The organism is Novosphingobium sp. FW305-C-30-35 (assembly GCF_058783135.1).
The window spans coordinates 2,306,186-2,321,029 of the sequence record NZ_JBYSYJ010000001.1; the positions used below are offsets into that span (position 1 = coordinate 2,306,186).

General features: G+C 63.9%; 13 protein-coding genes, 1 tRNA gene and 1 pseudogene. 8 read left to right on the top strand and 7 right to left on the bottom strand.

Annotated elements, in window-relative coordinates; translation table 11 throughout:
* Positions 1–6: 6 nt before the first annotated feature.
* Together AC3WLM_RS11405 and AC3WLM_RS11410 are read right to left on the bottom strand one after the other, a co-directional pair.
* Positions 7–624, bottom strand: coding sequence for a DUF4142 domain-containing protein (locus AC3WLM_RS11405; protein WP_492477412.1), 618 nt, complete (start codon positions 622–624; stop codon positions 7–9).
* 104 nt (positions 625–728) lie between these two features.
* Complete coding sequence (locus AC3WLM_RS11410; protein ID WP_492477413.1) at positions 729–2,315, bottom strand: hemerythrin domain-containing protein; 1,587 nt, start codon at positions 2,313–2,315, stop codon at positions 729–731.
* A gap of 258 nt (positions 2,316–2,573) precedes the next feature.
* On the opposite strand from AC3WLM_RS11410, the gene AC3WLM_RS11415 reads away from it, so the two are divergent.
* The 3 genes and pseudogenes from AC3WLM_RS11415 to AC3WLM_RS11425 form a co-directional block, all read left to right on the top strand.
* Positions 2,574–3,203, top strand: a complete 630-nt coding sequence (locus tag AC3WLM_RS11415) for a Crp/Fnr family transcriptional regulator (protein ID WP_082734331.1) — start codon at positions 2,574–2,576, stop codon at positions 3,201–3,203.
* Positions 3,200–3,898, top strand: a complete 699-nt coding sequence (locus AC3WLM_RS11420; protein ID WP_052242721.1) for an SRPBCC family protein — start codon at positions 3,200–3,202, stop codon at positions 3,896–3,898. Before AC3WLM_RS11415 ends, AC3WLM_RS11420 begins: the two co-directional genes overlap by 4 nt.
* A pseudogene (locus AC3WLM_RS11425) lies at positions 3,898–4,596 on the top strand (alcohol dehydrogenase catalytic domain-containing protein); the annotation flags it as partial. The gene AC3WLM_RS11420 and the pseudogene AC3WLM_RS11425, both read left to right, overlap by 1 nt.
* 206 nt (positions 4,597–4,802) lie before the next feature.
* Here the strand turns inward: AC3WLM_RS11425 and istB are convergent.
* From istB to AC3WLM_RS11440, 3 genes are all read right to left on the bottom strand, one after another.
* On the bottom strand, positions 4,803–5,531 hold the full coding sequence (gene istB, locus AC3WLM_RS11430; protein ID WP_492478075.1) for an IS21-like element helper ATPase IstB: 729 nt from the start codon (positions 5,529–5,531) through the stop codon (positions 4,803–4,805).
* Entirely contained in the window at positions 5,518–7,032 is a 1,515-nt protein-coding gene (gene istA, locus AC3WLM_RS11435; protein WP_492478074.1) for an IS21 family transposase, read from the bottom strand. Before istA ends, istB begins: the two co-directional genes overlap by 14 nt.
* 1,315 nt (positions 7,033–8,347) lie before the next feature.
* A tRNA-Pro gene (locus AC3WLM_RS11440) sits at positions 8,348–8,424 on the bottom strand.
* Between the two features lie 109 nt (positions 8,425–8,533).
* Between AC3WLM_RS11440 and AC3WLM_RS11445 the strand changes: the two genes are divergently transcribed.
* Positions 8,534–8,812, top strand: a complete 279-nt coding sequence (locus tag AC3WLM_RS11445) for a hypothetical protein (RefSeq protein ID WP_492477414.1) — start codon at positions 8,534–8,536, stop codon at positions 8,810–8,812.
* On the opposite strand, the gene AC3WLM_RS11450 is transcribed toward AC3WLM_RS11445, so the two are convergent.
* Complete coding sequence (locus AC3WLM_RS11450) at positions 8,809–9,594, bottom strand: sulfite exporter TauE/SafE family protein (RefSeq protein WP_492477415.1); 786 nt, start codon at positions 9,592–9,594, stop codon at positions 8,809–8,811. The two genes, AC3WLM_RS11445 and AC3WLM_RS11450, sit on opposite strands and share 4 nt — an antisense overlap.
* A gap of 10 nt (positions 9,595–9,604) precedes the next feature.
* A complete protein-coding gene (locus AC3WLM_RS11455; protein WP_492477416.1) occupies positions 9,605–10,528 on the bottom strand; it encodes an MBL fold metallo-hydrolase in 924 nt (307 codons plus the stop codon).
* A 110-nt stretch (positions 10,529–10,638) separates the two neighbouring features.
* Between AC3WLM_RS11455 and AC3WLM_RS11460 the strand changes: the two genes are divergently transcribed.
* From AC3WLM_RS11460 to AC3WLM_RS11475, 4 genes are all read left to right on the top strand, one after another.
* Positions 10,639–10,944 (top strand): ArsR/SmtB family transcription factor, encoded by a 306-nt coding sequence (locus AC3WLM_RS11460; protein WP_062341928.1) that lies wholly within the window; start codon positions 10,639–10,641, stop codon positions 10,942–10,944.
* 124 nt (positions 10,945–11,068) lie between these two features.
* Positions 11,069–11,695, top strand: coding sequence for a gluconate 2-dehydrogenase subunit 3 family protein (locus AC3WLM_RS11465; RefSeq protein WP_193827694.1), 627 nt, complete (start codon positions 11,069–11,071; stop codon positions 11,693–11,695).
* Positions 11,696–11,707: 12 nt separating this feature from the next.
* Positions 11,708–13,387 carry a GMC oxidoreductase gene (locus tag AC3WLM_RS11470; RefSeq protein ID WP_062341924.1) on the top strand — a complete coding sequence of 560 codons (1,680 nt, stop codon included), beginning with the start codon at positions 11,708–11,710 and terminating at the stop codon, positions 13,385–13,387.
* A 4-nt stretch (positions 13,388–13,391) separates the two neighbouring features.
* Positions 13,392–14,843: an MFS transporter gene (locus AC3WLM_RS11475; RefSeq protein WP_492477417.1), complete on the top strand. Its 1,452-nt coding sequence runs from the start codon at positions 13,392–13,394 to the stop codon at positions 14,841–14,843.
* The last annotated feature ends 1 nt before the right edge of the window (position 14,844 follow it).

A 14,844-nucleotide genomic window follows, 5' to 3' on the forward strand; every position in this document is an offset into this window, starting at 1 on the left:
CTGTCCTCAGGGCTGCATGTTGCGGACTTCGGCGAGGTGCTTCTGGACGACGGGCGCAGTCTTGGCGGCAAAGTCCATCAACGGCTTCGCGTCCCCGCTGCTCGCATATGTCGTCAGCATGGCATAGGCTTTCTCGTGCGCTTCCACCTGCTGCCGGATGTAAAGATCATGGGCGGATTTGCCATCGGCAGCCTGAAGCTGCTGGAGCTTGCCCTGCTGCGCATCGGTGAGGATGGGGGCTTGGCGCAACTGAACGCCCTCGACCTTGCTCGCCGCAGCCTGAAGCGCGTTCGCAGAAGCAGTGTGATCGCGGATCATCATCTGCGCAAAATCTCGCAAATCGCCTGTGACTCCCTTTGACTGGACGATCCTGGCACTTTCCAGTTCGAACTGGTCGCTGCCGGAAGCCGCATCGACAAAGGCTTGGCCGGTGAGAGGCAGGGCCTCTCCGGCAACAGCGCCGGTTCCGGGAGTTGCAGTGGCCGCAGCGCTATCGTCTGCAGCATCGGTGGCCGGGCCGGTTGCAGCGCCTTCATCGCCCCGGGGTGCGTTGCACGCTCCAAGAGCGGCGGCGAGCGCCACGACGACTGCGGTGCGGCTTGCGCCTTTCGGAAGTAGGTGCATGGAATGGTTCTCCTTTTCCTGCAGATTCCGGGGTTGTGTCTCTCATGATGCAGAGTGAAGGGGCCGGACATTCACGCCCGACCCCGACACTTTCCGCTCAGAGTTCAGTTCCGGTTGTCCCAACCCCTGCGGGCGGCTTCCGAATGCCCACGGGAATCCCCGAACCAGCCACCGTGGCCGCCGCTTCCACCGCGACCGCGACCGCGATCGTCGTCGTCATCGTCTCGCCCGCGATAGGAGCGGGAAGAACCACGGTCATCGTCGTCGCGACCGCGCGACGAGCGCGTTGATCCGCGGTCTTCCCAGCCTCGGCGCGAAGCTTCGGAGTGTCCTTCGGGATCACCGAACCAGCCGCTGCGGCCATGATCGGGGTTGTCCCAGCCGCGACGCGCCGCTTCGGAATGGCCGCGCGAGTCCCCGTACCAGCCGCTGTCGCCATGATCAGGGTTGTCCCAACCCCGGCGTGCGGCCTCGGAGTGCCCGCGGGAATCGCCATACCAGCCGCGCCCGTCGTTGCCGCCGCCATTTCCGCGGCCATTTCCACCTTGGCGGCGCCCGCCGCGATCGTCGTCGTCGTCGCGGCTGCTCCCGCGTGACGAATAGCCACGGTTGTCGTCGTCGTCGTCATCGCGCGACGGACGCGACGAGCCACGGTCCTCCCACCCGCGACGGGCTGCTTCGGAATGGCCACGCGAATCTCCGTACCAGCCGCGTCCATCATCATCACCGCGGCCGCCCCCGCTACGCCCGTTACTGCGCCCGTAGTCGCGGTCGTCGTCGTTGCGGCCCCGACTCGATCCGCCGCCATTGCGAGAGCTGGTGAAGCGCCCATCCTCATCGCGTTCGCGACCGGAGCCGCCGTCGCGGCGGGATCCGCGATCATCGTCCGAACCGTTGCGGCCTCCTGCACCGCCTCTGGCAAATCGACCCTGATCGTCGCGTTCCTGCCCGCGCTGTTGATAACTGGCCATTTCGTATTCCTCTCGTTGGTTGTTCGTGGATCGAATGTGGATCGCCACCGGCTCTCCGCCGGGGAGACGATCGCGCTGTTCAAGCTCGGCACGGCGCTGCTTCAGCCGTTGAGCCAGTTCCGGGGTGTCCACCCCATGCGCCTGGGCTTTGGCAAAGATGCCGTCCTTGCCGCTTTCTTCCTCCCCGACATGGTGCTTGACCTGTTCGGCCAGCACCTTGACCTTGGCATCCCGGAAGGGATCGTCATCGCGCAGGTTCATGAGATCGGCGATGAGCACCTTCGCGCTGTCATGTTCGACCTGCGCCTCGTTCAGCGGGTCGTCTTCCGGGATGCTGTCCCGACACGCCGGGTAGAAGATTTCCTCTTCCAGCATCGTGTGCAGGGTCAGCGCTTTGCAGACCTCCTCGATGAGCGTCTGCTTTTCCTCCTCGCCAGCCTTCTCGAAGCGGGCGAAAAGCTGTTCGGCCTTGCGATGATCGGCCTTCAGGCTCGCAATCGCGCTCCGATCCGGGTCAGTCGTTCTTGCTGCGCCCGTCTTTGCTGCACCTTGCTTGCCAGCGGTCTTGCGAGCCTGCTGCGCCTTGGCCCCGTTTGCGCCGCCGCTGCCGGATGAGCTCTGTGACTTGTTCTCGTCCCCGACAGCGGAACTGCCCGGTTTGGCGTTCGCCGTATTCTCGGCGGCCTCGTCGTTTGGCTTGGCGCCAGCCTGTGATGCCATGGGATTGCCTCCTCTCTCTGTGCCCGGCTGCAAGCGCCGGATCGCATCGGGAAAAGGCCGCACGCAGCGTGTTCGATCCTCTGCGCTAACCTGGTTGAAGCAATGTCCGCCGTGCGGGCCACACCTGCGGCGAACAGATCGGCGCGCTCTGTCCACGGCACGCCTCAAACGCGGAAAACCTTTCTACATTAATGGGTTAGTCCTGCATCAGTCGTTCATGACGCAGTGAGCGGGTGCAGCACGATCGGACGCCAGCCCATGCACAAGCGAATATCGGAAGTCCCCTGGAGACAATTCAGGCGGTACGAACATCTCGCCCGCGCAGGGGACCGCTCTGACTGCATATACTGCATCAAGGATGGCTGGGCGTGCCGCTACGAGTTGCTCCGCGACGGCCGCCGCCAGATCACGGCGCTTTATCTGCCCGGGGAGTACTGCGAACCGCACTGGCTCCTGTCCGGCCAGGCCCGTCTGCCAGTGATGGCCCTGACCCGCCTGACCGCGAGGCCGATTCCGCTTGGCCAGATCGATCACCCTGGCGAGGGCGGGGTCAGGAATGTCCTTCACGCCATGGTCCAAGCCATGGAGCGGCAGGCGCAATGGATTACCCGCCTTGGCCGCAAGAACGCGACCGAACGGATCGTGGAGCTTCTCGCCGATCTGCGCGCCAGGCTGGGCAGTGATGACGACAAGGTCGTGATCCCGCTGACCCAGCGCGAGATTGCCGACATCGTGGGGCTGACGCCTGTCCACGTGAACCGCGTGCTGCACCGGCTGGCTGAACAGAACTGCGTTCACCTGTGCGGCAGAAGCCTGCTCGCATCCACGCAGATGGATCACAGCACCGAGCAGCACCCATGCGCTGAAAAGCAAGGAGAACAAGGATGAGCAGGCACGAACCACCCTCGGGCCGACAGGCATTGGCGGCTGTGGCCATGACGACGGCGATCGCTGCAGGCATCGGGCTGGTGCTCGGAGCAAGGCGTCGGCCCCGTGACGTGAGTGGGGACTCTGCTCCGGGCTATGCCGCGCGACGCTCATTCGGGAGCTATGCGGTAAGCGGCCGCAGCGTGACCATTGCCCGTCCGCGCGAGGAGTTGTTTGCGTTCTGGCGCGACTTTGCAAATCTCGCCCGGTTCATGGAGAACGTCGAGGACGTGCGGCCGGTCGGCGGGGACGGGCACAATGTCTGGACGATCCGCGCGCCCGCGGGACGGACCGTCGCAATCGAAACGGTGATTGCGCGCGAGGAACCGGGCGAGCTGATTGCGTGGCGTTCGGTTGCCGGGTCGGACATCGATACCGAGGGGCGCGTGACGTTCGAGGATGCACCGGGCGAGCGGGGGACCCGGGTCAGCGTGCGCATCGCCTACAAGCCGCCAGCCGGTGAACTGGGGCGACTGTTTGCCAAGCTGCAGGGGCGGGAACCTGAAATCCAGGCACGCCGCGATCTGCGCCGGTTCAAGATGCTGATGGAGGCAGGGGAAATAGCGACATCGGCAAGGCGCAAGGAGCAGACCCGCGCTGCAAGACAGGCGCGCGAGGAACAGGACCAGGCTTCCACTCCAGCGGAGAACGCATGATGCGCGCATTGACCTTTCACGGCACGCAGGACGTCCGTGTCGACACCGTCGACGATCCCGAGATCATCAACCCGCGCGACGCAATCATCCGCGTCACCTCGACGGCGATTTGTGGTTCCGATCTCCATCTGTATGATGGCGTGATCCCCGGGGTGATGCCCGGAGACATTCTTGGCCACGAGTTCATGGGCGAAGTGGTTGAAACCGGGCCGCTCAGCACGCTTGTCAGAGGACAGCGCGTGGTGGTGCCCTTTACCATCAGCTGCGGCCGCTGCTTCCATTGCAATCGTGAGGAGTTTTCCGCCTGCGACAATTCCAACCCGGCCGAAAAGCAGGACCTGGCGGAAAAGGCCTATGGCCACGCGACGTCAGGGATCTTCGGCTATTCGCACATGACCGGGGGCTATTCGGGCGGCCAGGCGGAGTTTGTCCGGGTGCCATTCTCCGACGTCGGCCCCATCGTCGTGCCCGAGCATCTGGATGACGAGCAGGTCCTGTTCCTGTCGGATATCCTGCCGACGGGGTGGATGGCAGCGGAGAACGCACAGATCGAACCCGACGATACCGTAGCCATCTGGGGATGTGGTCCCGTTGGCCTGTTTGCAGTTCAGTCCGCTCTCGCCATGGGGGCGGCCAAAGTCATTGCAATAGATCATTATCCCCACCGGCTCGAGCTGGCGCGTGGTCTCGGTGCAGATTGTCAACCGGCGCGCAAATTTGACCCCCTATCGGCGTCCAAAATTGACCCCAGCTGATTGTTGTTTTGGCGGTTATCCCGGTAGTCCATAGGAGGGCCCCGCGGACGACGACGCGCGCCGTCAGGAGCGCTGGCGGCGGCGTCCGTGGGAGGTACCTGTGGACCCACCGGGTTAACCGCCGGGGATGGGGGTCCGGGGGAAGGGGTTCAGCTGCGGTGTTTGAACCGCCAGCTGTCGTTGCCCGTCTCGATAATATCGCAATGGTGGGTAATGCGATCGAGCAGCGCCGTCGTCATTTTGGCATCGTGGAACACGCTCGGCCATTCGCCGAACGCCAGGTTGGTGGTGATGATCACCGAGGTCTTTTCGTAGAGCTTGCTGATCAGGTGGAACAGCATCTGGCCGCCTGATCGGGCGAACGGCAGATATCCCAGCTCATCAAGCACGACGAGGTCGAGCCGGGCTAGTTGCGCTGCAAGGCTGCCTGCCTTGGCCTGACGGGCCTCTTCCTCGAGCCGATTGACCAGATCGACGGTGTTAAAGAACCGCCCTCGTGCCCCGGCACGGACCACGGCGGCAGCGATGGCAAGGGCCAGGTGCGTCTTGCCGGTGCCGGTGCCGCCGACCAGCACGATATTACGCTGTTCAGGCAGGAACGATCCGGCGTGTAGAGAACGAACCAGCCCTTCATTGATCGGTGTATCGTCGAACACGAAGCCATCCAGATCCTTGATCGCAGGCAGGCGGGCTGCGGTCATGCGGTAACGGATCGACGCTGCTTCGCGGTGTGCAACTTCAGCATGCAGGAGGTCGCCCAACATCTCCATCACGGAGCGGTCGCGGCGGATGCCATGGGTGACCGCATCGTCGAAGGCTGCGACCATGCCCTTCAAGCCCAGCCCCTTCAGGGCGCTGATCATCTCATGCCGCTGCATCAAGGCCTCGCACCGTGTCGTAGCGCGCGCAGTCGGCAATGGGCGGATGCTTGAGCTTGAGGTCCACCACGACGTCGATGGGCTGCGCTACCTGCGGTTCGCGTCGGCGCGACAGGATATTGAGGACCACTTCGTCGTTGACCGCGCCTGCCGCCAAGGCTTCGCGTATCGCGCCCTCAACCGCGGCAAGGCCATCGTCGATCACGGCAGCCAGTACCCGCACAAAGCGCCGGTCGGCATCGTCGCTCCTGCCTAGCTTGCGACGCAGCTGTGCCAGTGCAGGCGGCAGCTCCCAGTCATGGAACGGCGCGCCGTTGCGCCAGGCGCCGGGCTTGCGCGCGAGCACTGGCAGATAATGCCAGGGATCCAGCACGGTCTGGTTGCGTCCGAACATGCGGGCATGCTCAGCGACCACCTTGCCGGCATGGCGGATCACGATCCGGTCGGCATAGGCGCGTACCTGCACCACCTGCCGAGCGGCACTGGCCATGACCGAGTAGCGGTTGCGATCGAAGCTGACGAGGCAGGTCGCGGTGGCAACATGTTCGCTCTCGAAGAACCCGTCGAACGGCACGGGCAGTGGCTGCAACATGGCGCGCTCCCTCTCCAGGGCCGCAGCGATGGTCGTGTCTTCCAGGTCCGGGTGGGCATAGCGCTCGGCCCAGCGCCGGCACTCGGCCTCCAGCCAGGCGTTCAACTCCTCGATAGTGGCAAAGCGCAGGCGAGGCTTGAACAGTCGCTCCCTGCCAGTCTGGACCTGGTTCTCGACCTGGCCCTTCTCCCACCCCGCCGCCGGACTGCAGGCCACAGGCTCCACGCCGTAGTGGTCGGTCATGATCAGGAACCGTCGGTTGAACATGCGCTCCTTGCCGGTGAACACGGTCGTCACCGCGGTCTTCATGTTGTCGTAGATGCCCCGGGTGGGCACACCGCCGAAGAAGGCAAAGCCGCGCACATGGGCATCGAACACCATCTCCTGCGTCTCGCGCGGATAGGCCCGTACGAACGGTGCGCGCGACCAGCACAGCCGCATATGGGCCACCTTCACCCGCATCGGCTTGCCTGCAATCTCGACGTCCTCGTGGCTCCAGTCGAACTGGTAGGCCTCGCCGGGGCGGAACAGCAGCGGGATGAACACCTTACTCATGTCCCCGGCATCCACCCGGCGTTCCCGCTTCCAGCGCGCCGCATACCGCCGGACCGCATCATAGGAACCGGTGAAGCCCTCCCGCTCCAGCAGATCGTGAAGCCGGGTCAACCGTAGCCGATCACGGCGGGGCCGTTCCTCGTTCTGTTCCAGTAACTCATCCAGGCGCTCCCGGAACGGGCCGGTCTGCGGACGTGGCTGCTCTCGCCGCTCATAACTGAACTGCGCCTCGGGTGCCCGGATCGCCTTGCGCACCGTATTGCGCGACAAATGCATATCCCGCGCGATCGCCTTGATCGGTTTACCCTGCCTCGCTTCTCGTCGGATCTTCGCCGTCGTCTCCACAATCAACATCCCCATCCCCCACCGCTTGGAAATCCCAAACGGCGGTGCCTCACACCCAGGAATGAAGGGGTCAATTTTAGACGCCGATCACCCCGCTATGGGGGTCAATTTTGCACGCCGCTCCACACCCCAATCGTCGTTCAATGACCTTCTGAAGCATATCAGCAGCCTGAACCCACTACCGGTTACGCACATTAGGTTCGGCCCGAACGTGGATTGTGCGACAGTCGAGCGACTGCGCCACATGGTGTCGAACAACCTCAATTGCAGCTACGGCATGTGCGCTGAAGGCGCGGGGAAATGGTGGATGCGCGGCGACGTGCTTTTTGGCGGCCAGCCTTCTGAGCCTTACGATCCAGACCAAACTGTGGTTGCACCCAAGCGATAGTGCACGAGAGACGAACGTCGCCTTTGGCGTCGCTCTGAGAAATTCCGCTTCTGGCGAAAAATCCGTTGGAGCTGCCCGGCAGGTTTCAAGATCGCGGTGGGTGCCTGCTCATGGCCGGGAAGGGGTGGGGACCGGCCGTTAGTTCTGCGACGGATTATTGTCGCCTGACGTTCGACGTTTCCAGATCTTCCAAGCGGCTTCCGCCACGTTGATTATCAATAGGATGCCGAGAATGGGAAAAAGCCAGGTATCGGAAACACCTGCAAACAGGTCGTAATGCAATCCCGCCCAAAAAACCCCAAAGAAGGCTAGGCCTCCAATCCATAAGTATATGGAATTTCGTGCATCGTTGCTCACAGCGTATACTCCGGATTTTCACGCACGATGCGCCTTGCAAACACTGTCTGCAATGGCGTCGTGTGCTGAAAGGCAGCTCTTGGCTTGCAACATCGCATAGCCGCCGTCAGGTCGGTGTTCAGATCTTCCTGATTTGACCTCCAATCCGAGGCGCTGTGGAAATCGGTAAAAAGCGTCGGCACTGCGCGGAAGAATGTGTCGGCGCAGTGCCTCAGTTCCTTAACTATCTTCGATATCAGCCTCAATTGCCAAATATATCTCGTCGGCCAATCGATCCCAGCCAGCCCACAGCAGAAGCTCTGCGATCACCTCAAGAGCGGGACGGTTCGTTACTGGCTGCCATGAGTTTTCCATATCGATATCCTCCAGCCGGTCCCCACTCACACAGCGGCGGGTGAATCGGCTGGCGACTCATCTAAGCCAGTTCGTTTGTGTGGTTCTACGTCTCGAAACGTGTGTGGCTTCGCACGAGCGGCGCGGGAGGAATGCGGGCACTGTATATTTCAGCGTGCTTTTTGCTGTATATTTTGGGGTGCGATCTGGTCTATAAATCGTTGAAAAATAAAGATTTTCTTCAAATGGTCGGGGAGATAGGATTCGAACCTACGACCCTCTGGTCCCAAACCAGATGCGCTACCAGGCTGCGCTACTCCCCGACTGGTGACGGCCCCTAGTTTCTCCAGGCCCTGCGCGCAAGCGGAAACGTCCCGCCAGTTCGCTTTGGTGGATTGCTCCATGGACTGCAGCGCGGCACAGAGGGCGGCGATGAGCAAGCGCAAGCGCCGATACCTGACTGCGACGATGCCCGATGGATACGTGAAGACCATCGGGCCGACGACCGACAGTTTCACGCACTACTGGCGGATCGTCGCCGAACTGGAGAACGGCAAGACCGAGGTGTTCTGGGGCCACACCCGGTCGCTCGCCGAGGCCCGCAAGAAGCGGGCTCCGGCCCAGGAGGCGGCGAAGATGCGGGGCTGGAAGAGCTTTGCCTTCGAAATTGCCGAACTGGTCGAGACGGCCGCCCCCGGATCAGAGGCCTAGCCGAACAGTGCAGCGCCGCTGCGCGCAAGCATGTAGAGCGCCACGACGACGATGAGTCCGGCAAAGAGGGTGTTGAGTGTGCCCTTGCTTGCGGCAAGCCGGGTCGAAGCCCTGGTGCCGATGAGCGATCCGGCAATGCCGCCGGCAATGAACGCAATCGCCAGGGGCCAGTCGAGCATTCCCGACGCGGCGTAGTTCAGCGCGGTGGCAAGGCCGAAGGCGCTGACTGCGACAAGCGAGGTGCCGATGGCGCGGCCGATGGGCATCGAGGTGCTGGCGACAAGGGCCGGAACGATCAGGAAGCCACCGCCGATCCCGAAGAAGCCCGAGAGCAGGCCGGTGCCGGCGCCGAAGGCGAGCACGCGCGGCAGGTTGTCGCGGTTGCAGACGACGCCCTCGATCCCTTCGCTGCCGCGGCCTCGCCACATCAGGAAGGCGACGACCAGCATGAGCAAGGCAAAGAGGGCAAGCAGGCTCTGGCCGTCGAAGGCCTTGCCGATCGCCGATCCGCCGAGCGCGCCGAGCACGCCCGCTGCGGCGAACATGCCCCCGCAGCGCCAGTTGACGTTGCGCGCCCGGGCGTGGCTGGCGAGGCCCGACAGCGCGTTTGCCGCCACGGCCAGTGCGCTCGTGCCGATGGCAAGGTGCGGGCTGGCGACGCCGACGACATAGACCATGAGCGGCACGGCAAGGATCGACCCACCACCGCCGACAAGGCCGAGGACGAAACCGACGATTACCCCCGACAGGCTCGCCAGGAGATGTTGCAGATCGAAGATCACCGCCGGCCCCTTACAACAGGTCTACCGGCAGGCGCAGGTAGCGCACGCCGTTGCTGTCTGGTTCGGGCAGATGGCCTGCGCGCATGTTGACCTGGATCGAGGGCAGAATGAGCTTGGGCATGCCGAGCGTGGCATCGCGCGCTTCCCGCATCGCGACGAACTCGTCCTCGCTGACGCCTTCGTGGACGTGGACGTTGGCAATGCGTTCGGCGCCGATGGTCGTCTCCCAGACGAACTGGTCGCGGCCCGTGGCCTTGTAATCGTGGCACAGGAACACGCGCGTCTCGTCGGGCAAGGCCATGAGGCGGCGGATCGAGCGGTAGAGCGTGCGCGCGTCGCCGCCGGGGAAATCGGCGCGGGCAGTGCCGTAGTCAGGCATGAACAGCGTATCGCCGACGAACACGGCATCGCCGATGACGTAGGCGAGACACGCGGGGGTGTGGCCGGGAACGTGCAGCGCCACGGCTTCAATCTCGCCTACGCGGAAGGCGTGGCCGTCGTCCATGAGCAGGTCGAACTGGCTGCCGTCACGGGCGAAAGCCGGGCCTTCGTTGAAGACCTTGCCGAAAACGTCCTGCACGGTGCGGATCGCTGAGCCGATGACGATCTGCCCGCCGAGCCTTTGCTTGAGATAGGGGGCGGCAGACAGGTGATCGGCGTGTGCATGGGTTTCGAGCAGCCAGTCGACCGTGAGGCCGTGCGCTTCGACATGGGCAATGACGCGGTCGGAAGAAGCATGGCTGGTGCGGCCCGAGGCCTGGTCGAAATCGAGCACCGGGTCGATCACAGCCGCGCGCAAGGTGGCGGGATCGTGGACGACATGGGTCGCCGTGAAGGTTGCCTCGTCGAAGAAGGTGGTCACGACGGGCACTACGGCCGAGGCACGAGTGGCGCTGATCTGGGCGGCGGCGGTAGCAATGGCATGGTCCGACATCGGAAGACTCCTTTGCTCCTGTATATAACTTTTACCTAATATACGGCAAGTGTAATTTAACTGGCCTTGCAGTCTTGTGCGTGGCGCAATCGACGTTATCTGCTGAGCTTATGAAGCCCGCCAGCCTTGCCGACCTGAAGCAGAATGCCGCCGCGATGGCCGGGCGGATGCGCACGATGAGCCACCCCGAGCGCCTGCTCATGCTTTGCCGCATGGACGAGGGCGAGGTTTCGGTAACCGAGCTGGTCGAGCTGACCGGCCTGTCGCAGTCGGCGGTATCGCAGCACCTTGCGCGCCTGCGCGACGAAGGCGTGGTCGACAGTCGCGTGGCAGCGCAGGTGCGCTTCTACAGCCTGAAGGACGAGATCGTCCGCGCGATCATTCACGCCCTTTGCGAGATCTGCGAAAAGCGCTAGATTAATCACTGATCAATAAGCTGGATCGGATGCAGGAAGAGTCTTGCGTCATCGATCCAAATTAGAGTATTCATTCTATATTGAATGCGCGCGGTCATCCGTGCGCCGGGAGAGTCTTCGGTTGATGCAGAATGATCCGCAGCGCGGCTGGAATCGCCGCGAATTCGTCAGCGCCTCTGCGCTGATCGCCCTGGCGCTTGGCGTGCCCGCCGCCGCCGTGAGCCTGACCCGACTCGAATCGGAGGAAGCGCCGAGCGATGGGCAGCGCCTCATGATGAAGGAGGTCAGCCAGTTGGTGATCCCGCGTTCCGCAACCCCCGGTGCGGGTGACGTTGGCGCAGGCGATTTTGCGATCCTTGCGCTCGCCCACGGGCTTGATGGCTCGCGTTCGCCGCTCAAGGACCCTACCGCTTATGCCCGGTTTGCGCGCAACGACGGCTCGATACGGCACGTTGCCTGGCTCGAGAAGGAGCTCGACGGACGGACTGGCGGCAGTTTCCTGAAGGCGCCGGCAGCGCAACGCCTTGCCGCAGTGAAGGCGGTGGATGCCGAAGCCTTCGCTAGCCGCGAGAGCGAGAGCCCGTGGAAGGCCATCAAGGGCCTGATCCTGACGGGGTATTACACCAGCGAAGTCGGTGGCGCGCAGGAGCTGCGCTACGAGCCGGTCCCTGGCCGTTTCGATCCCGACCTGCCGCTGACGCCCGATTTCAGGGCGATTTCCAACGACTGGACCGCGGTCGACTTCGGATAAGGACTGACTGACATGCAATTCGACGCGATCGTGGTCGGCTCCGGTATCACCGGCGGCTGGGCGGCCAAGGAACTGACGCAGGCCGGCCTCAAGGTCCTGATGATCGAGCGTGGGCGCGAAATCGTCCACGGCGAGTACGAGACCGAGAACAAGGCCCCTTGGGAAATGCCGTTCCGTGGCCTCGGCGATGCGGCGCTCTATGCCCGCGAATACCAGGTCCAGATGAAGAACCGGCACTTCAACGAGTTCACCCAGGGGCACTTCGTCAACGACAAGGAAAACCCGTACTCGACCGGTTCGGATACCGATTTCACGTGGTTCCGCTCCTATCAGTTGGGCGGTCGCTCGCTCACCTGGGGGCGGCAGTCGTATCGCTGGTCCGATTACGATTTCGGCGCCAACAAGCGCGATGGCCACGGCACCGACTGGCCGATCCGCTATGCCGATCTGGCGCCATGGTATGACAAGGTCGAGGAATTCATCGGCGTTTCGGGCAGCCCGGAAGGCCTGCCTCAGTTGCCCGATGGCAAGTTCCAGCCGGGCATGAAGCTCAACGTGGTCGAGGAGCACGTGCGCAAGGTCGTGGCTGACAAGTTCGGCCGCTGCCTGACTATCGGTCGCACCGCGAACATGACCGTCGCCAAGCCCGAAGAGGGCCGCTCGGAATGTCAGAACCGCTCGATCTGTACGCGCGGTTGCTCGTTCGGGGCCTACTTCTCGACGCAGTCGAGCACGCTTCCGGCAGCGAAGGCCACCGGCAACCTGACCGTGGTGACCGATGCCATCGTTGAAGGCGTGGACTACGATCCGAAGACCAAGCGCGTGACTGGCGTGCGCTATGTCAACACGAAGGACGGGACGCGGGGGGCTGCCACGGCGCGACTGGTGTTCCTCAATGCAGGCGCCTTCAACTCGGTCCACCTCCTGCTCAATTCGCGCAGCGAGGCGATGCCGACTGGCCTTGGCAATTCCAGCGGCGTGCTCGGCACCCAGATCATGGATCACGCCAACACGCTTTCGACGATCGCGCTTTTCCCGCAGTTCAACGATCGCACCACGTTCGGCAACCGGCCGACCGGGGCGATCATCGCGCGCTATCGCAACATGGATGCGATGGATGGCGAGGGCCATACCCGCGGCTTCTCGTTCCAGGGCGGCGCGCTGCAGAGCAACTGGGGTGCGGGCAAGCGCGAGGCCGGAATCGGGGCGGAACTGAAGGACAAGCTGCACCAGCCCGGCATGTGGCGCATGGTGCTGGTCGCTTTTGCCGACTGCGTGCCGCGCGACAGCAACCGCCTTACCCTGGACCGGACCAGGACCGACCGCTTCGGCATTCCGCAGCTTCACGTCGATTTCGCCTTCGGCAAGGAAGAGCAGGCCGCATTGGCGCAGGCCAAGGCCGATGCCGCCGAAATGATGACCGCGGCGGGCGGCACCGTGATCATGGGCCTCGACAAGCCGGGGCCGGGCGGCACGGCGATCCACGAAATGGGCGGGGCGCGCATGGGCCTCGATCCGAAGACCTCGGTGCTCAACAAATGGAGCCAGGCGCACGACATCCCGAACCTGTTCGTGACCGACGGCGCGCAGATGGCATCTTCGGCCTGCCAGAACCCATCGCTGACCTACATGGCGCTGACAGCGCGGGCCTGCGATGCGGCGGTGAAGATGCTCCGCGAAGGCGTGATCTGAGGAGATGGCCCAGACTATCGCCGGCATGACCGAGAGGCAGAAGAGCCTCGCATTCTTCACGCTGATCACCGCGCTGGTGCTCGAGATCGTCGACGTCACGATCATCAACACCGCGCTCCCGGCCATGCAGACTGACTTCGCTGCTCGCGGGCAGGACCTTGGCGGCAGCGCGGCGCAGTGGATCGCGGCGGGCTATTCGCTGGCGTTCGGCTTGCTGCTGATCCTCGGCGGGCGGCTGGGTGACCTGTTCGGCGGGCGGGCGATGTTCCTGACCGGCGTTGCAGGCTTCACGCTGGCCTCGCTGCTGTGTGGCGCGGCGGCCGATCCGCATTTCCTGATTGCTGCGCGTGTCCTGCAGGGCGCGGCGGGCGCGATCATGGCGCCGCAGGTCATGGCGGTGATCCAGATCCTCTACGATCCGGTCGAGCGCATCGGGCGGCTGGCGTGGTTCGGCGTGATCGGCGGGCTTGCCGGGATCGCCGGGCCGATTATCGGCGGGCTGCTGATCTCGGCAGACATCGCAGGTCTCGGCTGGCGCACGGTTTTCCTGATTAACCTGCCCATCGGCATCGCAGCGTTCACGGCCGGGTGGCGCTATCTGCCCCGCGAGATCGCGCACAAGGGCGCCAAGATCGACGTTATCGGCACGCTCGCGTTCGGAGCGGCGCTGGCGGCCATGCTGTTCCCGCTGGTGCGGGGCGAGCATGCCGGGCTGGATGCGGCAAGCCTCGCGCTGCTGGCGGCATCGCCGCTGCTGATGTGGGCGGCGTGGGCCGGGCTCAACCGCCGCGCCAGGGCTGGCAGACCGGTGATCTTCGATCCGGAACTGCTGCACAACGGCCTGTTCCGGACAGGCGCGCTGATCGGCCTGATCTTCTCGGCCGCGAATACCGGCTTCCTGTTCGTGTTCGCCCATGCGTTGCAATCGCGGCTCGGCTATTCGCCCCTGCAGACGGGCCTCGTCCACATCCCGTTCAGTGCTGGCGTCATGCTCGGCATGGGTTTCCTCGGGCGGCGCTACCTCGCGAAGATGGGCAAGTGGGTGCTGGTTTCTGCGGCGCTGGCTCTGGTTGTGGCTGATACAGCCACCCTTTCCTGGATCGCGTGGGGTGGCCCCGGTCTGCCGCTGTTGCTCCCGGCGCTTCTGCTGGCGGGTGTGGGGATGGGTTGCCTTTCGGGCCCGGTCTCGCCGGTGGCGCTGGCTCGGGTCGACCGCCGCCACGCCGGTGCCGCAAGCGGCATTCTCAAGACCGTGCTGCAGATGGGCAGCGCGTTCGGCATCGCGCTGGTCGGCAGCGCCTATTTCGCGCTGGGCGGACCGGAACTGGCGATGGGCAGCAGCGGCATCTACGCAGCGCTTGCCGTCATCCTCGTGCTGTTGGTCGGTTGCCTTGTGCTGGCGCTTTCCCTGCCAGGGCAGATATTTGCGCCTGAGGCCTCTTCCCAAGCAGCATAAA